This window comes from Pseudomonas sp. ADAK7, from assembly GCF_012935675.1.
In the GTDB taxonomy this organism is placed as follows: Bacteria; Pseudomonadota; Gammaproteobacteria; order Pseudomonadales; family Pseudomonadaceae; genus Aquipseudomonas.
Genome location: NZ_CP052861.1, coordinates 977,644 through 998,898, shown reverse-complemented (window position 1 = coordinate 998,898; position 21,255 = coordinate 977,644). Strand labels below are relative to the sequence as shown.

The following is a 21,255-nucleotide window of genomic DNA, read 5'->3' as shown; positions in this document are numbered from 1 at the left end:
AGAATTATTCCCTTATAAGTCAAGTAGTTGAGGATTCTTACAGTCCTTCAGGTCATTTGACGCGCCTCAAGGGTCATCTAGCTTCTGTTCGTCGATACAACCGGTGTATCGAGTTAAATGAACAGAGGAAAACAACATGGCTGTTGTGCTGAAAGATTCAGACAGTAGTAATGACCTGCCCAAAGCAGTACTGCATCTGATTTCAGGGGAATATCCGGGTGTTGCGCGTAGCGCAGGGGTATTGACCAAAGAAGACGTGATCAAGATCAAACAGTATGTGAAGAAAGGCTTGTCGCTGCCGAGCGAGTTGCCGGAAGTCGAGTCTTATCTGAAATACACCAAAGTGAATATCGCCGGCCTGGAGCCAAGCGATATTCAAGTTTTATTCAAAAAAATCCGCATTCACGCCGCCAGTTGGGATGCGGTGGAAAACAAGATCGTCCAGCAAAGCATCGACTTGAGCTCTGCGGCTAAAAACATCGTCAGCAGTGGCGGGGAAATCATTTCCGTGATCAAGGAAATGCCGATCATGGAGCGGGTCCGAACCACCCTGGGCGGGCTGAGCAACCGTGATCTGGAAGGCATCACCTACACCTCTGACGACGGTGAAGTGGCGTCGGCCGTGACAGAAATCATCGAGTTGATGAAGGTCGATATCAAACGTCAGCAGGGCGCAACGAAAGAGCTGAAAGACCGAATTTCAAACTTCAAGATCGAGCTGGCGGGCGGCGAACTGTCGACGGGCAAGCGGGTATTCGGGTTGCAGTCCGAGGTCAAGGCCAAGTACGACTTGATGGAGCGCAGTAACTTGCTCGAATCCATCGCCAGTTCCAAGGAAACCATTCGCACCAAAAAAGACCGGATTACCCAGTTGGACAAGGACTACGACTATTACGTCGGCATGTCGTTCTCCGGCGGGCTGCCGATCTTCTGGCCGATTTCAGGCTCGATCTTTGGCCCGAAAGCCGAAACCGCGCGCAAAGAGCGCAATGCGCTGAAGGCCGAAGTTGACGCGTTGGAGTTGGCTGTCAGCGGTAAGGAAAACCTGCAGAGCGCGATGGAAAGTTCATTGTCGAGCTTCGGCGACCTCGGCATTCGCATGGCCGGCGCTGAAGCGGCGCTGAATATCCTGAACACAATGTGGCAAACCATCCTGAGCAAGATCGATGCGTCGGCCGAGCAATTTGGCCGCATCAACAATGCTTTGCGCCTGACGTCCTTTGTCGCTGAGTTCGCGCTGGTGATTGACCCGTGGCGCGACGTGAAAAACACCGCTGGTGAGCTGGTGGCCACGTTTAATGAAGCCCTGGAAGAATACAAAAAGAACTTCGACTGATTGCTCGGCGACCAAAGGATGACTGCCATGAACAATGTGACACCGATCGACACCCAACTTATTCCCGATATCGATGTAAAAAAAATCATTCAAACCATCCGCGACGTTTCGAGGTTGGCCAGCTTCAGAAAGGACCGGTCTGACGTCTTGCAGGAAAGGGCGCAACGGATCGCCGCGTACTTGAACAACATCGACAAAACCATGCGCGAATCTTTCCCCGTATTACTGACCGCGCTGAATGGCGCCTCTGGCCAGAGCTACTTTGATGCCCTTGCCGAGTTGAACGACGCCTTGGCCAGGAACGATCTGACGGCGCAGGATCGGCAAGTCGTCAGCGAGGAAGTGCTGAACATCAAACGCAACATCGAGGCCATGCTGGAAGGTGTCGAGACCAAGTTTACCGATCGCTCGCGGTTTCTCGAGAACGAAGTACGCAGCCTCTACAGGGTCGAAATAGATGAGCGGGCGGATGAACCGCTGAAAGTGGCCAGGGCGCGTAAAGCCAGAATCCTGCTGGAGCTCAATGATCACAGCCTGAGCAAAGCCAAATACGAGCAACAGCGGGACACGCTGATCAAGGCGCAAGACGTGATTCGCGAATTCAACCTGGCCGACATGTATAAAAACTACATCCCTGACGCCAAAGCGCTGGATGGGCTGGACATGGAGAATCCGAAAAAAGAAGCGGTGAAGCAGGGGATTGAACTGGTCAGAAAGGTGCTGGGCGTTGTGTCTGACGGCATCAAATACAGCGAGCTGGCGACCTCGCGAAATAATCTGGACAAGGAAATTCAGGCACTCACTCAATCGATGGAAGGACTGAACAAGGAGCTTCAGGCCGCTGAAGATGCTTTATCCGATATCAGCGCCATTGTAGAAATAAGCGGCCAACGCCGAGTCGTCGGTGAGGAACTCATCGCCGTGGCGGGCGTGTGGCTGGGCTTTTCGATGAACCTCGATCATCTGAAAAGCACGGATTACACCCAGGCCGAGTTATCCAGGTTTCTGAATCGCTACACAGCGCATCTGGAGAAGCTGAGCGGCGATTACAACAGCATCATGATCCACTAGAAAACCAGCGACCCAAACGAAGTTCGCCCCCAGGTCGAATGACATCGGCCTGGGGGCGAAGTTTGAGAGCGTCTGCGCCAGGGCTAATCAGCCCCTGACACGGCTCAAGGAAAATGACAGGGATTTTTTGATCAGTCTGGCAATCGGGGTTTCTATTTTTTTGTGGATGATATGAGACACAGCAATCATCAAGGCGATGGTGCCCCACAACAGCAAGTGCGGATTCACCGCCGGATAAGCCACGTTAAAGATCATAAAGCCGATCATTTGATGCAGCAGGTAAAGCGGGTAGGTCAGCGCGCCTAATGCCGTCCAGTTCAATGCCCCTATGGCTGCCGTTTTGTTCATCGCGATCAAGAAAAACGTCATGAAGAACAGGGTAATGACGCTGCATACGATCAGAGGATGGAATTCGGTTGGATATTTGGTTTCAAGCAATGCGGCCCAGACGATTGCGGTATAGCAAGCCAATGCCAGTGCGCCTGCCAACAGCAGAACTCGTGTTTTTGTGAATCCCTTGGCCCAGATAAGGTAGAACGTTGCCCCCGCTATGAAATAGGCGGCGTAATCAGTAATCAATATCGAGCGTAATTTTTCAAAAGCGAGGACTTCGGCGGTGGCAGAGATCAGTAGCCAGAGCACGAGGCAGGTCTCTATTTTTTCGATTTTCTTGAAACCCAGGAGAATGGAGATCATCAGGTAAAATTTTATTTCTACAAACAATGACCAATAAACGCCGTCTATCAACGGCACATCCATCAGGTCTGCAAGGAATGCCATGTTAATCATGTATTGATAAAGATCAGCCGTAAATCTGGGTGGTCCGATGGCGAGCGTGATTATAAAAGTGAGGGTGCAGCACACCCAGAAAGCCGGGCAGAGGCGAACGACGCGGGAGATGAAAAACACCTGGAGATTATTGCTCGAAGCGGTCATCAGAATGACGAATCCGCTGATCATAAAAAACAGCTCGACACCTAAATAACCGTATTTGGCTGTCTCCGCCAATAACGGGTAGGGCATTGCAGACATGTCACCCTTTGCATAGCCGCGAAACGCATAGTGAAAAAACACGACGGCGATTGCCGCAAGAAAGCGCAGCAAATCCAATTCTTTGAGCCGACGGTTGATCACGTAGAGGCGCTCCAGACATGTTAGCGCTGATTGAAAACTGACCACCTTGGCGATTGAAACCCGGCCCAGAGCGGACGCTATGGCAGCAGTAGCGCTGACACCGTTTGTGCAACGGCTATCGACGGCGTTGCCACACCTTGACGTAGTCGACTTCGAAGGTGGAGGGCAGGTCCGCATCGTCGACCACGCCGAACCATTTCCACATGGCCTCGCTGTCAAAGACGATCTGCATGGGGAAGAAGAAGTGGGTGTTCTTCGACTCCCGGACCAGCACGCCATCGACGTACCAGCGCAGGGTGTCGGGCTGCCAGTCGAAGCCGTAGACATGAAAGTCGCTTGCCAGGCGCCAGGGGCTGATCCAGGTGCTGCCATTGGCGATATGTTCGGTGCTTTGCGGCGTGGCCCATAGGTGGGCGTTCATGTTGTAAGACTGGTCTGAGGCTGCGTTTTTGGTCTTGCCGCCGATTTCGAAAATGTCGATTTCGGTGGCGTTGTCAGCCATGCCCGTCCACGCCAGCCAGAAGGCGCTGGACGCTGCGGAGTTCATGGGTTTGGCCCGTGCTTCGTAATAACCGTAGAAGCCGCGTTCAAGGGTGCGGACCATGGCTGAGGTGTAGTCCTTGAAACCGAGCTGGACGTATTTCTGCGGCAAGGTTTCCTTGCGAAAGACAATGTTCAGGTGGCCATTGTTGACGGTGGCGTTGGCCGGCGTGAACAGCGCCGGTTTGCGTCCGAGCGATTCGTTGCCGATGGCGTTGTTGACGTGCCAGCGCCCGGTGTCGAGGGTGGTGCCATTGAAGTCGTCGGACAGTTTGGTGTCGAGCACCCACTGACCGGCATTGGCCTGATCGGACAGCGGCAGCTGGGCGCTGGTCCGGTTCGGCGATGGGCCCAGCGGTCCGACACGGGTCCAGGTATTGGCGTGTGCCGGGATGGCCACTGACCACTTGTCCGCCAAGTACTGAAAGGCACGCTGGCGCTCGGCGAGGGAGGCAAATGGACGGTCGTACACCAGCACTTCAGCGATGTCGCCGCGAAAGTTTTCGGAGTGGCCGACGGCATTGCGCCCGACGGCGTACGGACCAATCGGCACGTCGTACAGCTCAAGGACAGAAACCGTTGGTTCATACGCGGCGGGCTGTTGCAGGCTGATGGCGAAATTCGGCAACACGTTATCGTTATTGGCGGTTAGCGGGCGTGAACTGAACAACCGTTGCCAGGGATCGACCGGGGTTTGTTCGGGCAATCGACGGGACACGATCAATACCGTCACAGGGCCTTTGGCGGTGCGGATTGTTTTGCCGATAAACCCTGAGGCGCCACTGAAACGCACGACCGAATGGCCATTCAGGGCGTTGTCGATCCGCTGTGGCTGCGAGGTGGCATCGTCGACCGTGGCGTCATTGGCCTCGCCGGACTTGTCGCGCCAGCGCTGGAGACGGTTCTGCGCATCCAGGGTCATGGTTGACCCATCGGCGGCGTCCAGCCACAACACGAGCCCGGCAGTGGGTACGCGGGGAGGCGCTTGTGCTGCGTTGCAAACAAGCGACGCCGACAGCAGGAGTGCCAGTAGACATGCTTTGAACATCGACATCACTTCACCGCAATGGGCGCCGGAATTTCGAATGAAGACTGATACCCCTGCGGGTTGCATGACTGCCAGCGCCAGGTATCGATGATCATTTGTTCCAGGCCGCGTTGCGCGTTCCAGCCCAGTTCGCGTCCAGCCTTGCTCGGGTCCGCCCAGCATTTGGCGATGTCACCGGCGCGGCGCGGGGCGAAGTGGTAGGGAATGGTGATGCCGGTAATGTCCTCGAAACTATGGATGATCTGCAGCACGCTGTAGCCGATGCCGGTGCCGAGGTTCCAGGCATTGAGGCCGCTGTGGTGCTGCAACACCTGCAACGCTTTGAGATGACCGTTGGCCAGGTCGACCACATGGATGTAGTCGCGCACGCAGGTGCCATCCACGGTGGGATAGTCGCAACCATAAACCGTGAGTTCGGGAATCCGGCCAATCGCGACCTGCGTCAGGCACGGCAACAGGTTGTTGGGGCGGCCCTTGGGGTCTTCGCCGATCATCCCGCTTTCGTGGGCACCGATCGGGTTGAAGTAGCGCAATAAGCCGATGCTCCAGCGTGGGTCGGAGTTGCACAGATCGGTCAGCAACTCTTCGATCATGAGCTTGGTGCGGCCGTAGGGGTTGACCGGTTTGCCGGTGCCGAAATCTTCGGCAATCGGCGTTCGTGTGGGTTCGCCGTACACCGTGGCCGATGAGCTGAACACCAGTTGGAACACGTTGTTGCGCGCCATCGCTCGGCACAGGTCAAGCGTGCCGGCGACATTGTTGGCGTAGTAGTCCAGCGGCTTGCGCACGCTTTCTTCAACGGATTTGAGGCTGGCGAAATGAACCACGGCCTCAATGTCGTAGCGGCTGAAGATCTCGTCGAGCAGGATCGAGTCGCGAATATCGCCATTGATGAATTCGACCCGGGTCCGGGTCAGTTGCTCAAGGCGCGCGATGCACTCTCGACAACTGTTGCACAGGTTGTCGAGCACCAGCACATGCTGTCCGGCATTGATGAACGCGAGGGCGGTATGGGAGCCGATGTAGCCGGCCCCGCCAGTGATCAGCGTGGTTTTGCGCATGGTGAGGTCTTCCTGTCTCAGGGACTGAATTCAGCGAGCGGTGAATACCGATTTGAATTCTTGCGGCCAGCGCGGATGCATGACGCTGTAGGCCACGGCGTAACTCAGCACGCCCACTACGATGCTGCAGAGCAGGTGCAAGTAGCCTTGAAAACCCAGCCGCGGCGACACCACCAGGACGGTGGCGGCCATGACCAGCGAAGCGATCACGCTGCGGTAATTAGCGTCGAGGAAGCGTTGCCAGCTGTAACCAATGGCGGCGTTAAGGCCGCGGATTTGCAACGGTGTGATGACCAGCATCCGCGCCAGCAAAGCGAGGGCCGCGGCCATGCCGCCATACAGGTTGCCCAAGCCGTAGACCAGCGCCAGCGCCAGCACCGTGGTTGCCACTTCCGCCTTGATCGTGAGGTGGCTGCGATTCACCGCCACCAGCGCGGTGGTGGCGTACATCGCGCTATTGCCGATGGCCGCCGTGCAGGCCAGCACTTGCAGCAGCGGAATGGCTTCGGCCCACGTGGCGCCGAATATCAACAGGATCAGGTCGTTGGCCGTGAGCGCGATGCCGATGAACAAGGGCGTCAACAGAAAGCCGCTCACGGCCGTCGAATCGCCAATGATCCCGAGCAGGCGCAACGGCTCTGCGCTGCGCCGGGCAAACACCGGCAGCGCATAGCTCAGCAGACCGTTATAAATCGCGGTGCGTGGCAGCTCGATGATGCGCATCGCCATGTTGAACATGCCAACCGCGTTCGCGCCGGCCGTCATGCCCAAGACCACGTTGACCCCACGTTGCAGCGTTTGCGAACTCAGCGAGTTGATGGCCACCGGTGCGCCAGCCTTCAACAGTTCGCGCAGGAACGGGCCGTCGATGTAAAAGGCAATGCGTCGCGGGTCTGCGCGCATCAATACAACAATGGACACGAACTCCATGATCAGCGCCTGGGCAATGACCGCCCAGGCTCCCAACCCCCAAAGCGCAACAGCGACGCCGCCGACGCCACCTGCCACTTTGCCCAGTAATGTGCGCGACGCCAGCATCCTGAAGTTGCCGCTACGGCGCATCTGCGCCACATAGACCCGCGCCATCATGGTGAAGAGGATTTTCACCGACGCCACTGCCGTCATCCATTGCAGCACCGGGTCGGGCGTGTACAGCATCGCCGCACCCGAGATGACGGCGATGGACACCAGGCTCACGAGTACCGCCGCCCAGAACGCCGTGGAGATGTGTTTGTCTTCCAGCCGTTCGAGTCGTACCAGCGGGTCTTCCAGCACCGATGAATACACCAGGCCGATCAACTCGACGATGGCGATGATGACCGTGCCCACCCCCAACTCGGCGGGCGACAGCAGCCTGGCATACGCGACAAAGGTAATCATCGAGAGGAAGATCAGGCCGAATTTCTCGGTGAAGATCCAGATCAATGTCACCAGACGATGGTTGGCCATGGCGAATACCGGTTCAATGAGCGGTGGTTGACGCCGTTGCCTTGCGCCAGGATCGGGCGCAAGCATTGAGGTAGCGCAAGGTCGGTTTGCCGCTATCGAAGATCAGCGCTTGCCAGGAATAGTCGAGCATTCGCCGGTAGACGCCGAGCACGTCGGCGTACTCACCTTTGCGGGAAAAGGCATTGAGAAAGTCGGTGTGGTTGCCCAGCACGAAATCGATCCGCTGTTGCTTGCTGAGCTGTGCGCCATAGCGCGCGAGGTAAACCTCGATGAACCTGATCTTGTTCGGGTAGTACTTCTTCGGTTGCGCGGTCATGTTGCCGCCGTTGACCGTGCGCTCCAGCAGCACCTGCGGCACCGTGTGAATTTCCCAGTGTTCGGCGATCCGGGTCCACATGTAGCGGTCTTCGGAGTAACGCAGGCTGGCATCGAAGCCACCGAGTTGCATGATCACGTCGCGCTTGACCAGCGCGGTGGACACGCCATTGACCACGTTGGCGTGGATGAAATCGTAGAAATGCCGGCCGTTCTTGCGCCGGTTGTCCAGTTGCCGCCTGCCGTCGCTGTAATTGACCTGCGCGTAGCAGTCGATCAGCCCGACCGGATGTCCCTGACGACTGAGTTCGTCATACAGGGCCAGTTGCAGCTCCAGCTTTTGCGGGCGCCATTGGTCATCGGCATCGAGCATCGCCACAAACGTTTCCTCGGAGTGGCGCATTCCGTGGTTGCGCGCGCTGGCCTGGCCTTCGTTGGCTTGCTGCAACAGCGTCAGGCGAAACGGCGCCGCAAAGTCCTTGACCCGTTGTGGTCCGTCATCGGTGGAACCATCGTCGATGACGATGACGTGATCCGGCAGGCGGGTTTGCCCGGCCAGGGACGCCAGTGTTTGCTCAATGCTGTCGGCGCCGTTGTACATCGGAATCACGACGCACACGGAATGCGGTAACGCGGGGGCTTGGTTGGGCACGGGTGTTTCTCCTTTGATTACGCCTTGGCTGAATCGCGCGGTAATGCCCTGCCGGACGGACGCTGGCGCAGGGCTGCCGCTGATAACTCGGGGTAGGTCGCGTGGTGGTGCCGAAAGGACAGGGCCAGGGTGCAGAACACCAGAAACTCGGCGGAGCGGTAGTTGGGAATCACGTACGCCACGTAATTGGTGACGGCGAACAGGCCGATGATCACCAGGGCGCTGGCGCGAAACTGCGCCGTCTGGTTGGCCGTCACGGCGCGGTATTGTTTGAGCAGCGCTTCGCCAAGCAGAAGCGCCAGTGCCGTCAGTTGGATAACGCCGCCGTTGAGCAGGGTTTCCATGTAGCCGCTGTGAGCGTTTCCGATATAGCCCCAGCGGGTAATGAACGCATCGGCATCCGGGCTGGACCAAAAGGCGCCGAAGCCATACCCCTTGAGAAACTGTCCGTCGATAAACGGCGCGAGCAGCTCCCAGATCAAGGTGCGGTCGGTCAGTGACGGGTCACGGCCGGCCATTTCCAGCAATACCGCAAAGTTGCTGTACAGAAACAGGCAAACCAGCAGGTAGAGGAGGGTGCAGCCCAGGAACATCAACTGCGAGCGATTGATGCGCAAGCGGATCAATGTGAGGAAGTACCAATAGCTGATGGTGCCGGAAATAATCAGCACCACCCCGGTTGCCGACTGGGCGAGGAAGATGGCAACCAGCGAACAAAACGCACAGAAGAGTGCCCAGGGATTGCGCTGGCGAATCATCGGTAGCAACAGCAGGATGGCAATCGCGTTGAGCCGTGCGCCGGCGTTCTTCTCGGCAAAAATCCCCTTGAAGGCGCCGTCGCGAATGCCGCCGGACAGGAACGCGACCCCAGGCATGACCACGGCGAGTATCAACCCGATCAACGCCGCCGCGCCGATGGCACAGCCGAGCATGAAGGTGATCTTTTCAAGGGGGTAGTTGTAGGCAATGAAACCGGCAAAAAACACCACGCTGAGCATCGCGATAAAGCGCTTGAGACTCAGCATCGGGTCATGGGACCAGCCTATCGAGGCGATGACACAGAACATGAACAACAGCAGGAAGAAGTTGCTGCGGTAAAAGGTTTTGCTGAGGAACACCTTGTTGCGGATGAAAAAGAAGAGTGGCACCAACAAGGTGATGAGGCCGCAGACCTGGTTGGCGACGCTGCCTTCGAGGTCTTTATCGATGTCGCCGAAGCTTGCGGCGCCACCCAGGCCGAGGACAAACGTAATCACCTGGATGTAGAACAGCACGCCGAACAAGGTGAAGCCATCGCGCAGCGTCGAGTATCTGATCTGCAATGTGCTCATGAGGATGGGCTCCCGAGCAACGCGGTGAGGTAGGTCTGCACTGCGCTGGCGTTCATGAATCGGGTGGCGGCATCCAGGCGCGAATGACGCTGCAGATCTCGCGGCGTGGACAGTTGCAAGGCAATCGCCTGCGCCAGTGCGGGCGGGTCGTCGACGGCGACAAGCGGTGCGACGAGGCCGCCGATCAGGATGTCCTGAGGCCCATGTGGGCAGCGGGTCGCCACCACCGGCGTGCCGGTGGACAAGGCTTCTACCAGCGCGTTGGGACTGCCCTCGAAGCGTGACGACAGCACAAAACAATCGGCCGCGGCCACTTCGGCCAGGGGATCACCGGTGTAACCCGGCAGGTCGAAGCGATCTGCCACGCCCAGCGCGCGGGCCTGATCAAGCAATTGCGCCCGAAGCGCGCCTTCGCCAAAAATGATCAAGCGGGCGTCGGAATCCGGCATTGAGGCGAACGCCGTGATCAAGGTGTCGAAGCCTTTTTGCGGCGCCAGGCGACCCACCGCCACGATCACCGAGCTGGACTTTTCCAGCAGCCAACGGTGGCTGGGCAACCCCGGGGGCTTGTCGCGGAAGTCGTTGTCGAGCACCGGGTTGTCGGCAATGGTCACGTCCTGGCGGCGGGCAATGGTGGTATCGATCAGGTCCTGGGCGACACCGCGCGAGACGCAAATCACCGGGTTGGGAATCAGCCGATACAGCAGCGGCGCCACCAGGTACGCGGCCCGCACCATGAAGTCGGGGTTAACATGCTTATCATGGGAAAAGGCATTGCGCTCACTGACGTGCAGCCGTGCCAGCGTGCCGGACAGCGCGGCAGCAGCGATCGCCACCACGTTGACGTGAGTCAGGGCTGCCAGTTGCGCGTCAAAGCGATTGGCGCGAAGAAATCGCGCGAGTGCCGGCACCGCACGGGCGCTGCGTGGGCTGCGCAATTCAACCTTTTTCACCCGCGGGTCGAGGTGCGCGGCGTGAAGGCCGCCGCCGGTGAGCATCAGCAACGTCACGTCGTTGCCCGCGTCGACCAGCGCTCCGGCCAGGCGCGCCATCATTTTTTCCGCCCCGCCTGCGCTGAGGTCATGCAGGATAATCAGCAATTTTTTCATTGATTCCATACCTGGTAATACGCCTGCGCCGCGTACTGGCTGGTGTATTGGCGGATGGCGTCGGTGACCATTTTTTCGCTGGGTGCAACCTGATCCCGTGAAGTCAGGCTTTGCAGCATTCCATTGGCCAACGCCGGTACGTCGTTGACCTCGACCAGTTGACCCAGTCGGCCGTTGTCCAGCAGTTCCCTGGGCCCGGTCTCGCAGTCGCTCGCCAGCACGGGCGTGCCCAACGCCAGCGCTTCGATCAGCACAGTCGGCATGCCTTCCTGCACGGAACTCAGAATGAACAGTTGCGCGTGCTTGAGCAGTGGATAGGGGTTGCTGAGGAAACCGGTGAAGTGCACCCTGTGAGCGATGCCCAGTTGATTGGCTTGAGTGGTCAATGCGTCGCGCAACGGGCCGTCGCCAGCGATCACCAGATCCGGCAGCGCTTCGCTGTGCAACGCCAGGGCGTAGGCCTCGAGCAACAGGTGCAAACCTTTGGGTTCTACCAGACGGCCCAGGCTCAACCAGTAATCGCGGGGTAATCCGGCGAGCAGCGGTGCCTGTGAGGCTTGCAGCAGTTGTTCGGTGACGACTGCGTTGGGGCAATAACGGATTCGCTGCTGCCCCCATGGCATTAAATCGACGAGGGTCTGGCGCAGGGCCGTGGAGACTGTCACGACCTTGCCGCTGCCACAGAGGTACAAGGTGTAGAGCAGGCGCAGGCTTGAGGGACCGGTTTTCTGTTCAGTGCAATCCAGTGTCGCGTGTCGGCTATATATGACTTTGCAGGAGCTGCCCAACGTGGCGAACCAGGTGCAGAGGTTCGCCTGCTCCTTGGCGGCGATGAGGTGGGTGACGCCGTCGCGGCGAATGAGCCGGCGCAACAGGACGATGGACTTGAGCAGACCGACGATGCCGCTGCCGCCGCCGTTGAAGCTTTGCACACCTTGCGTGTCGGGCAGGTCTGCGTTCATGACGAAAAAACTCACCCGTCGGCCGTCCTTCAGAAACTGCTCGGACAACCGTTGCTGGACGCGCTCGACACCGCCACCCGACTTGAAATCCTTGAGAATAAACAGGATGTGCATGGTCATTCCTCAACGCTGATGGCGACTTTGCGTGAAGCGACGAGCGCCAACAGGTGCACAAAGTTATTGGGGTAGTCGATGAGGTAGCGCTTGATCGTATGGGGCTCGCGATACATGCGATAAAACGCGCGCAGATGCAGGCGATCGATCACGGCCGGGTAATAGTCGCGGGTGGCCATGGCTTCCTGGCGAATGAACCCGCCACAGGTGAAGGCGACACCGCTGAAACCGGCACGCAACGCATCCTGCTCGAATTGCTCTTGCAACCCGGCGCCCAGGCCGACGATCAGGATGTTCGCTTCGCTGCGGCAGATGTCCGCCTGGATGGTCCTGGCCTGCGACGCATCAAAGTAGCCGTTGTGCTGACCGGCGATGGTCAACCGCGGATAGCGGGCCTTAATCTTGCTGATGAACAGGTCCAGTTCAGCTTGCCGGGCGCCAACGAAATACACGCGTTTGCCCAGTTGCTCGGCGCTGCCCAGTACAAGGTCGGCAATCGAGGTGAAGTCAAAGCTGACCCTGCCGATCGACTTGCCGGTCACGCGAGACATGAACGTCGACATCAGCATGCCGTCGCAAAAATAGGCGACGGTGCTTGGGGTCTGCTCGAAGAAGCTGCTGATGGACGCAAAGTTGATGAAGGAATAGGCCTGGTTGGCCTCCAGTAATTTCGGCGAGTAATGCCCGACTAATTCCAGCTTGACCATGGCGCGGCTCCTTTCAGATGACTGAAGGGGTCTGCCGCCCCACGGATACGTAGGTGAAGCCGCGTTTGCTCAAACGCTGCGGATCGAACAGGTTGCGTCCATCAAAAATCAGCGGTTGCTTGAGCCGCTGGCTGAGCAGGTCGAAATCCGGCGCCCGAAACGCTTGCCACTCGGTGACGATGATCAACGCGTCGGCATTTTTCAGTGCCGCTTCCTTGGTGCCCGCCAAGGTCAGGTCATCGCGCGAGCCATAAATGCGCTGGGCCTCTTCCATGGCTTTGGGGTCAAACGCCTGGACGCTGGCGCCGGCCTGCCACAAGGCCTCCATCAATACGCGGCTGGGGGCTTCGCGCATGTCGTCGGTGTTGGGTTTGAAACTCAGCCCCCACAGGGCAAAGGTCTTGCCGCGCAGGTGGCCGTCGTAGTGATCTAAAATTTTTCGGTACAGGCTGGTTTTCTGTTCCTGGTTGCGCGCTTCGACGGCCTTGAGCACCCGGGCGTCAATGTCGACATGGGTGGCGGCATGGATCAGCGCCTTCACGTCTTTGGGAAAGCACGAACCGCCGTAACCGAGCCCCGGGTAGATAAATTGATAACCGATGCGTGGATCGGAGCCGATGCCGTGGCGCACCTTCTCGATATCCGCGCCCAGTTTTTCCGCGAGGCAGGCCATTTCGTTCATGAAGCTGATCTTGGTCGCCAGCATGCAGTTGGCGGCGTACTTGGTCAGTTCGGCGCTGCGAACATCCATGATGATGATTTTTTCGTGGTTGCGATTGAACGGTTCATACAGTTCTCGCATCACCTCTTCGGCGTGCGGGCTGTCGGTGCCGATGATGATGCGGTCCGGGCGCATGCAGTCTTCGACCGCGCAGCCTTCCTTGAGAAATTCCGGGTTGGAGACCACATCGAACGTCAGATCGCTGCGATGGTTGTCGGCCAGCACTTGCTCGATTCGTGCGCGCACCAGGTCACCGGTGCCCACCGGCACCGTGGATTTGCCGACAATGATGTGATGACGGTCCATGTTCAGCGCAATGGTTTGCGCTACGTCCAGCACGTATCGGAGATCGGCCGAACCGTCTTCGTCGGGCGGCGTACCCACAGCGATCAACAGCACGTCGCCATGATGAACGGCGTCGGCCAGGTCGGTGCCGAACCGCAGTCGCCCACTTTGGTAATTGTCGCGCACCAGGCTTTTCAGGCCCGGCTCGTAGATGGGCAGGGTGCCTTCCTTCAGCGCCTCAACCCTGGCGGCGTCGACATCGACGCAGAGCACGTGGTGCCCGACCTCTGCCAGTGCGGCGCCTTGGACCAGGCCCACGTAACCAATACCGAATACGCTCACATTCATGGTCAAACCTCAGGTGGTCGTGACAGAAATCAACGGTGGGGCAGGGGGACAGCAGAGGCGGGGCAGGGGGTCAGTAGATGTTTTTCGAGAACAGCGTGAAGGGGGTCTTGATGAGGATCTTGATGTCGAGCCACAGCGACCATTGGTTGATGTAGTTGAGGTCCTGGGCCACGCGCAGCTGCATCTTTTCCACCGTCTCGGTTTCCCCGCGATGCCCGGTGATCTGGGCCAGCCCGGTGATGCCTGGCTTGAGGCGATGCCGGGCCATGTAGGCGCGGACCTTGCCGGTGTAATAAATGTTGTGGGTGACGGCATGCGGGCGCGGGCCCACCAGGGCCATCTGGCCGAACAAGACATTGAACAGCTGGGGCAATTCGTCGATGGAGCTGCGGCGCAGGAAGCGTCCAACCGGCGTGATGCGCTCATCGTCGCGGGTGGCCTGGCGCACTTCGCGGTCGTCGTGGACGCGCATCGAACGAAACTTCCAGACCTTGATCACTTCACCGTTGCACCCGTGGCGGTTTTGCTTGAACAGCACCGGACCTGCAGAGGTCAGCTTGACGGCGGCCGCCACCACCAACAGCAATGGGCTGAGCAGAATAATCGCCAGCGTGGCCAGGCTGCGTTCGAACAAATCCTTGCAAAACAGGCTGGCGGGATGCGAGCTGATCAGGCTTTCATTGAGGTAAATGGCGGGCATTCGCTCGATTTCCGAAATCGAATGATTGAGCAACACCATGCTGCCGAAATCCGGGATCCACACCACGTCGACATTCATGTCCAGCAGGTCGATGTAGAGCGCTTCGATGGTCGCGGCATGGGCCATCGTCAGGACGATGTAGACGCGGCGCACTTCCAGGCGGGTGATGATCTCGCGGATCGCATCAACACGACCGAGCAGCGGCAGAATACTGGGGGCCGGGCCGCTGTCATCGGCGGCGGCGATGAAGCCCAGAACCAGCGCGCGGTTCGGCCTGGAGAGTTTTTTCGCCAGCTCATGAGCGGTCGGGCAGGTGCCGATGATCACCGAGCGACGCTCGTTACAGACCATCCGCGAGTGCAGGCGGGCGAAGTAATGCAGGGGTAGAAAACTCGCGGCCTGGACTACGAAGCCCAGTACCGCCCAGACCATAATCACTTGGCGCGAATAAATCGCACTGGTCTGCGTGATGAAGGCAATCGCCGCCAGCACAGCCAGCAGGATCAACCAACCCGCGAGCAATCTACCGAGCCCGACCAACAGGCCATGGCGTTTGTGGTAGACCTGCATCACGCTGTAAATCGGCACTGAACCGAGCACCGTCAGAATGATCAGGATGCGGTATTCGCTGGTCAGACTGCCAACGCGCCAATACACAAGCGCCATCAGCAGCGAGGTGGCCAGTGTCAGTGCACACAGCCACTGCCCCCAGAATGTCAGGCCTCGGCGATGTGTCATGTGAGCGGTATAGAGCGGTGTCATGGGCTTGACCTCAAGGCAGAAAAATCCATCAGCGCTGATCGGCAGGCACGGCGTGTCTTCCGCAGGCTTTTCCGTAGCTCGGCAGAGGTGAAGCAGGGTGTGTGAGGGCAGAAAAGGGGTGTAGCGGCGGGCTGGGTCGCCCGGTGTTACCTGGGCGCGAAGTCGTAGTTATAGAACGCCCGGGAATGGTGATAGCCGTACTTGCGCGCCTTGCGCAGGTCCACCTGGTTGAGCACGGTGCCAAATACCGGCACCTGGCTCTGCTGCAACATGGCGATGCCTCTTTGCACCTGGCTGATCGGCGTGCTGTCGGCCTTGACCACATACACCACGACATCCGAATGCTTGGCCAGCAACAGCGCGTCGCTGATCAACTCCGCAGGCGGGGAGTCGATAATGATGTGGCGGTAACGCGACCTCAGCGCCTCCAGCATGCGCGCCATGCGCGGCGAGCTGAGCAGATCCTGCGGCGGCGGCTGGCGTGAGGGGTTCAGCGCATCGGCAGGGGACGGCAAGCGTGGCGCGGCGAACAGATCCAGCGAAGGGGGCATGACTTTTCCGGCCGGCAACATGTCCAGGTTACCCACCGAGACGATGCAGTCTTCGAGCCTGGCAGTGCCGGCAATGACATTCGCCAGTCCCGGGCTGTCAGGTGGGAAATCAAAGTTCAGCGACAAGGTTGGCTTACGCATGTCGGCATCGATCAGCAGCACACGCTCCAGGGACGTCAGTGAACTGGCCAGATTGTTGGCAATGGTGCTTTTACCCTCACCGGCAACGGTCGACGTTACCAGCACCACCTGCGACGGCATTTCGCTGCTTTGCAGCATCAACCAGGTGCGCAGATTGCGAATAGTCTCGGAAAAGCGCGGGTTATCGTTGTCTTCGAACAGGCGCGCCAGTTGCCGGCGACTTTTCTTCATGACCAACGGCACGACGCTGAGCAGCGGAATGTTAAGCGCGCTTTCGATCGTCTCGTCGGATTTGAAAGTATTGCTCAGACTGTCGAACAACAGCGCCAACGCGACGCCGATCACCGCCGCGATTAACCCGACAATCCCCACAATGAGTGTCTTACGGGGTTTGCTCGCGTCGACGGGAACAATGGCCGGATCGACGATGCGCACTTTTGTCGAGTCCATGTCGGCGGTGGCCGTGGTTTCCTTCAAGCGGGTGACGAAGGTTTCATACAGCGCGCGGGAGCTGTCGACCTCGCGCTGGAACTCGCGCAACTGGAACTCTTTGCGAGCGATGTCCTGGATTTGCGCCTTGTTGCTATTGAAGGATTGGCGGAGCGAGGCTTCGCTGGCCGAGGCAAGCTGGTATTGCCGTTCAATACCGGCCACCACCTGTTGCACCTGCAGTTGCAGGCTAGTCGTGGCGGTGCGTAATTCGGACTGCGCGGAAATCAGGCTCGGGTGTTTTGGGCCATAGCGTCCCGCCAGTTCCTCCACCTTGGCCTGGGCCGCGGCCCGGTCCGCCTGGAATTTCTGGACCAAGGGGTTGCTCAAGACCGCAGGCACGCTGGAGAGTCGGCTCAGATCGCCGTTGCTCAAGGCCTTCGCCTGGCGGTACTCGCTCTCGGCTTCAGCGCGGTTGCGACGGGCATCGACCATGCGATTACCGGTCATTTCCAGTTCGTTGGCGCTGATGGTAGCCACCCCGCCAACGTCGACCAGACCTTGCTCTTCCCGGTAGCCCTGCAGCCTTTTCTCGGCGACACGCAAGTTGTCGCGCAGCTTGACCAGGCGTGTGTTCATCCAGGCCGTGGTGGTTTGCGAGGATTTTTCGCTGGTGTCGAGCTGGCTGTCGGTAAAGCCTTGGGCCAGCGCGTTGGCTGCCGCTGCGGCCAGAACAGGGTCCGGCAGCTCGACCTCGATTTCGAGCAATTGGCTCTTGCCGACGAACTTGACGCTGGTGTGCAGCATGAGGTTCTGCGTGACCTGATTGAAGACGTCTTCTTCAGTGGGCGCATCTTTGAGCGGCATCAATAGCCCCAGGCCCGGGACCCATTGATCAAGGTCAAGATCGGCCAGCCATTTGCGCGGCGTGAACCAAGGTGTCGGTTGTTGGCGCGGGTCGGTGACCGGGTGGGTCGTCAGGCCGAGTTTTTTCACTGCGCGCTCAGCAAGGTCCCGCGATTGCAGGAGTGCTTGTTGTGTCTGCAAGTAATCAGTGGCGTTGCCGCCTGAATCCTTGACCTGCTGGAAGGACATCAGCGGCGGGGTTTTATCGTTGAACAGCAAGGTGGTGCTGCCGACGTATTGCGGGGTAATGGTCGAGACCACAACGGCCGCCAGCGCACCGCTCAGCAGGACCAGCCAGCCGATGCTCCATTTGGCGCGCCAGATCACTCGCCAAAGCTTTAGAAGATCAATGGTGTCCTTGTCTTCGCTGTACTGCTGGTGCAGATGCGTTTGCAGAGGACGTTCGACGTAGGTGCTAGGGCTGTTGTCCATGATTAGAAAAAGCCTTGTGCAATGGAAATGGTGTCGCCGGGAGCAATCGTGGTGTTTCGCGTGACGTTGTCAGTGAGGGTCGCGCCGCCATCGCCGCGCATGATGGTCACGCGTTTGATTGAGGCGCGCTCGGTCAAGCCACCGCCCAAGGCAATGGCTTTCTCCAGCGTCAGTCCGGGCACGAACGGATAGCTGCCGGGCTTTTGCACTTCGCCATTGATGTAGAACGAACGGTATTCGATCTGGCTCAGGCTGACTTTCGGGTCGATCAGGTAACCCTGTTTGAGCCCGTCGACGATGATCTTTTCAACTTGCCCCGGGGTGAGTCCCTTGGCGGAAATTTCTCCCAGAAAAGGGTATGAAAAGGTACCGGCATCGCTGAGGCGGATCTTTTTCAGGCTCAACTCCGGCTCCCCGAACACGATGATGCGCAAGACATCGCCAGCGGCCAGTTTGTACTGAGTGCCAGGGTCTGCTGCGTAGATAGGGGGTATGAAAACCAGGGCGAATAAAAAACCCAGCGTTTGTGTGTGCATGTCGAGACCCTCTTAAAGGCTGACGTTGAAGCTGATCTGAAACGTGTTGCGGGTGAAACTTTCGTTGTTGGCATCAGAATCGTTGTCGCGGTATCGATAGCCGAGCTCGATATCCAGCCATCGGCGCATCGCATACACCACCGCCAGGTTGTAGTCCTGATAATTGTCGGTGCGGCTTTGGCCTTCATAGACATAACGCCCGATCCCGGCTTGTGCGACCGTGGTGATCCGTTCGGTCCAGCCATGGCGCCAACCGACCTGGGTGAACGTCGACTTCACGGCGTCAGCGCCATCGTCACCTTCGGCGAGCGCCTGGCGCGCGACAAAAGTAAACGTCGAGTAAGTTCGCGGCTTCCATTGCAGGTCTACTTGCCAGGTGGGGTTGTTGAGGTCGTTGGATTCGCTGTTGTCGAAGTTCTTTCGCTCATAACCGAGGCGGACTTTACCCGTCGTGCGGGCCGTGAAATCCCAGACGGCACCGGCAAGCAGCGCATCGGATTTGCTGCTGCGCGGGCTGTTGGCTTGCTGGTAATCGAAGTTGGTGTGGTCATATTCCAGCAGGCCTCGGGTGTTACTGCCGATCCGGTGGTACCAGGTGCTGGTGAGTGCGGTGGTATTGCGTTCTTTGTCGTCGTTGATGCCGTCGGCATTGTCGTAGCGCAGTTCAGCGTAATTGGCGCCGAAATCGATTTGATTGTCCGCGCTTTTGGCGCCGAAGGTATAGAGACCGCCCACTCGCTTGTTGTTGAGCTTGTCATTGATGCCTTCGACCGCAGTCGATTCCGTGCGCTCGTATTTGCGATATTCGGCTTCGAGTTTCAGCCGATGTCGGTCGGTGAACTCCATGATGCTGTCGGCACGGACCCGTTGCGCCGTGTTCGAGGCGTCCGACTCGTCGTGATAGATGTAGCGAGTGGGTTGCCAGATCAGCCGGGTGGCGCTATTACGATCTTCGGCCTTGAGTTCGAAGGAGGGCGCCAACTTGGTGATCATGGAAGACTGTTTATTGTTTTCCAGCTCGCGAAAGTTATCGTCATAACTTTCTGAAAACAGGAACGTCGGCGTGAAATCGAATCCGTAAACATCAATAGGTTGCGGATCAATACTCCAGGCCATTCCAGGATAGAGAGAGGCCATAATCAGTGCGACAGGGCATCGTGACTTCAAGGCCATGCTATAGCTCCTGAGCAAAGGCATACAAAGCGAGTGATTAGTTGTTGGTTTGAAAGGCGGGTTGTTGGCGTTCAATCACGTTTAATGGCAGGCAAACAGGTTGTTCCCGATTAAGAAACTGCAGCAGGATCATCACCCGGTCGGTGCCGTGCGGAGCAAGGAACACCCCCTCCAGTGGCGACAGTGGTCCGCTGATGATCTGCAAATGCTCTCCGGGTTTCAGGGCTTCGTCCGCGCTCGACGCCGATGAATCGAAACAACGTCCACGCAGATGCTCAATGACGTGCTCTGCCACCGTCGCAGGACCATGATTGAATTCGACAATACGACTGACACCTCGCGTCGAGCGTAAGGGCGCCCAATTGTCGTTGCGGCTCAGATGAATAAACAAATACCCGGGGAAGAGAGATTCCAGCACTCGCTGTCGTTTCCCGCGAATGATGCGCTCACTCACTAGCTGAGGGTGGAAGACCACATAGTTTTGTTGAAGCAGGTTGAGGTGGGCACGCTCATCCTGACGTGGCTTGCATTGCAGAAGGTACCAATTAGACCGTTCGGTGCTGATTGCTGACATGCTGGTAAACTCTGTAGTTAGCGAAAGTTTATTCAGGCAGGGCTCTAATGAGGGCTAAAAAGTGTCAAGCAGCGGGCGTCTGGGCATTATGTTGTAACGCGAGGGTGTATCAATAATGAGTCATAACGTGCTTCATGAGCGTGCACACTACTGTGACGTGACGTTATACAGTGCAGCGCATCGGGAATTAAGACAGGGCCAACTTTGCGAGAGACAAAGCTACCGCACGATCCGCACACCGGACCTTTAATGATAGGCAACCAAGTAGTTGTCTCTAAAACGACAGGCGACGAATAAATGAGCGCTCGTGCCTTGTTCAATTGGACCTTGGTAGTTATCGACCAGTCTTCGCAACCTGTCAAACGTTCCCAGTCAAAAAACACGCCATTTATCCAATAGTGAGTTGGCCAACTCTCAAACAGTTGTTTTTTCGGGTTATTTTCATTTCGTCGGGTGAGTGGAAACTTTTTCCGTTCTTTATAGTCGTGAACGATTTGTTAAGTCAGCAGCCCCCATAGTTGGGCATTGTTATAAAGTCTGGACCCTGGTGTGTCATCCAGCGCTTTAACTAATCACCTTTCGGGTTGATGGAAGCAGGGACCATGACCGTTCTTGTCACTGGCACTTCGAGCTTCATCGGGGTGCCGCACGGTCAAGCGAATGTGCCTTGAAGGCCTTGAAGATCGTTCCTTTACCGTCAACGGGCCTTGGGGCTGTCCGGGCATGCACTGGAAAAGGTGTGGCGCGGGGAGGGCGACAGTTTGGTATATTTCAATCGACTGTTTCTCCGTATTGAACATATTGGCAAGCAACCATTAAACAACCAGCAAAAATACATCTTCATTATTATTTTGCGAAAACCTTAATA

17 protein-coding genes are annotated in these 21,255 nt (G+C 57.9%); 2 read left to right on the top strand and 15 right to left on the bottom strand.

Annotated features, from left to right (window positions below):
* The first annotated feature begins 136 nt into the window (after positions 1-136).
* Together HKK53_RS04460 and HKK53_RS04455 are read left to right on the top strand one after the other, a co-directional pair.
* Positions 137-1,336: an alpha-xenorhabdolysin family binary toxin subunit A gene (locus tag HKK53_RS04460; RefSeq protein ID WP_169369717.1), complete on the top strand. Its 1,200-nt coding sequence runs from the start codon at positions 137-139 to the stop codon at positions 1,334-1,336.
* A gap of 18 nt (positions 1,337-1,354) precedes the next feature.
* A complete protein-coding gene (locus tag HKK53_RS04455) occupies positions 1,355-2,407 on the top strand; it encodes an alpha-xenorhabdolysin family binary toxin subunit B (RefSeq protein ID WP_169405734.1) in 1,053 nt (350 codons plus the stop codon).
* Positions 2,408-2,494: 87 nt separating this feature from the next.
* Here the strand turns inward: HKK53_RS04455 and HKK53_RS04450 are convergent, their stop codons facing one another.
* The 15 genes from HKK53_RS04450 to rfaH all read right to left on the bottom strand — a co-directional run bounded on the left by HKK53_RS04450 (position 2,495) and on the right by rfaH (position 20,387).
* On the bottom strand, positions 2,495-3,541 hold the full coding sequence (locus tag HKK53_RS04450) for an acyltransferase family protein (protein ID WP_169369715.1): 1,047 nt from the start codon (positions 3,539-3,541) through the stop codon (positions 2,495-2,497).
* Between the two features lie 115 nt (positions 3,542-3,656).
* A complete protein-coding gene (locus HKK53_RS04445; RefSeq protein WP_237150700.1) occupies positions 3,657-5,003 on the bottom strand; it encodes a family 16 glycosylhydrolase in 1,347 nt (448 codons plus the stop codon).
* A gap of 131 nt (positions 5,004-5,134) precedes the next feature.
* Positions 5,135-6,190 (bottom strand): UDP-glucose 4-epimerase GalE, encoded by a 1,056-nt coding sequence (gene galE, locus HKK53_RS04440; RefSeq protein WP_169369713.1) that lies wholly within the window; start codon positions 6,188-6,190, stop codon positions 5,135-5,137.
* Between the two features lie 30 nt (positions 6,191-6,220).
* Entirely contained in the window at positions 6,221-7,639 is a 1,419-nt protein-coding gene (locus HKK53_RS04435) for an oligosaccharide flippase family protein (protein WP_169369712.1), read from the bottom strand.
* Positions 7,640-7,652: 13 nt separating this feature from the next.
* A complete protein-coding gene (locus tag HKK53_RS04430) occupies positions 7,653-8,606 on the bottom strand; it encodes a glycosyltransferase family 2 protein (RefSeq protein WP_169369711.1) in 954 nt (317 codons plus the stop codon).
* Positions 8,607-8,623: 17 nt separating this feature from the next.
* The gene (locus HKK53_RS04425) at positions 8,624-9,937 is read right to left on the bottom strand and encodes an O-antigen ligase family protein (RefSeq protein ID WP_169369710.1); all 1,314 of its coding nucleotides are present in this window, start codon (positions 9,935-9,937) and stop codon (positions 8,624-8,626) included.
* Positions 9,934-11,046, bottom strand: coding sequence for a glycosyltransferase (locus tag HKK53_RS04420; protein WP_169369709.1), 1,113 nt, complete (start codon positions 11,044-11,046; stop codon positions 9,934-9,936). Before HKK53_RS04420 ends, HKK53_RS04425 begins: the two co-directional genes overlap by 4 nt.
* Positions 11,043-12,122 carry a glycosyltransferase gene (locus HKK53_RS04415; RefSeq protein WP_169369708.1) on the bottom strand — a complete coding sequence of 360 codons (1,080 nt, stop codon included), beginning with the start codon at positions 12,120-12,122 and terminating at the stop codon, positions 11,043-11,045. The genes HKK53_RS04420 and HKK53_RS04415 overlap by 4 nt, the downstream gene beginning before the upstream one ends.
* Before the next feature lie 2 nt (positions 12,123-12,124).
* The gene (locus HKK53_RS04410) at positions 12,125-12,829 is read right to left on the bottom strand and encodes a WecB/TagA/CpsF family glycosyltransferase (protein WP_169369707.1); all 705 of its coding nucleotides are present in this window, start codon (positions 12,827-12,829) and stop codon (positions 12,125-12,127) included.
* 13 nt (positions 12,830-12,842) lie between these two features.
* Positions 12,843-14,183, bottom strand: a complete 1,341-nt coding sequence (locus tag HKK53_RS04405) for a UDP-glucose dehydrogenase family protein (RefSeq protein ID WP_169369706.1) — start codon at positions 14,181-14,183, stop codon at positions 12,843-12,845.
* Between the two features lie 70 nt (positions 14,184-14,253).
* Complete coding sequence (locus tag HKK53_RS04400; RefSeq protein WP_169369705.1) at positions 14,254-15,645, bottom strand: undecaprenyl-phosphate glucose phosphotransferase; 1,392 nt, start codon at positions 15,643-15,645, stop codon at positions 14,254-14,256.
* Between the two features lie 146 nt (positions 15,646-15,791).
* On the bottom strand, positions 15,792-18,104 hold the full coding sequence (locus HKK53_RS04395; RefSeq protein ID WP_169369704.1) for a GumC family protein: 2,313 nt from the start codon (positions 18,102-18,104) through the stop codon (positions 15,792-15,794).
* Positions 18,105-18,106: 2 nt separating this feature from the next.
* On the bottom strand, positions 18,107-18,640 hold the full coding sequence (locus HKK53_RS04390; protein ID WP_169369703.1) for a polysaccharide biosynthesis/export family protein: 534 nt from the start codon (positions 18,638-18,640) through the stop codon (positions 18,107-18,109).
* A 12-nt stretch (positions 18,641-18,652) separates the two neighbouring features.
* On the bottom strand, positions 18,653-19,756 hold the full coding sequence (locus HKK53_RS04385; protein WP_237150792.1) for an outer membrane beta-barrel protein: 1,104 nt from the start codon (positions 19,754-19,756) through the stop codon (positions 18,653-18,655).
* Between the two features lie 94 nt (positions 19,757-19,850).
* Positions 19,851-20,387, bottom strand: a complete 537-nt coding sequence (rfaH, locus tag HKK53_RS04380; protein WP_169369701.1) for a transcription/translation regulatory transformer protein RfaH — start codon at positions 20,385-20,387, stop codon at positions 19,851-19,853.
* Between the last annotated feature and the right edge of the window lie 868 nt (positions 20,388-21,255).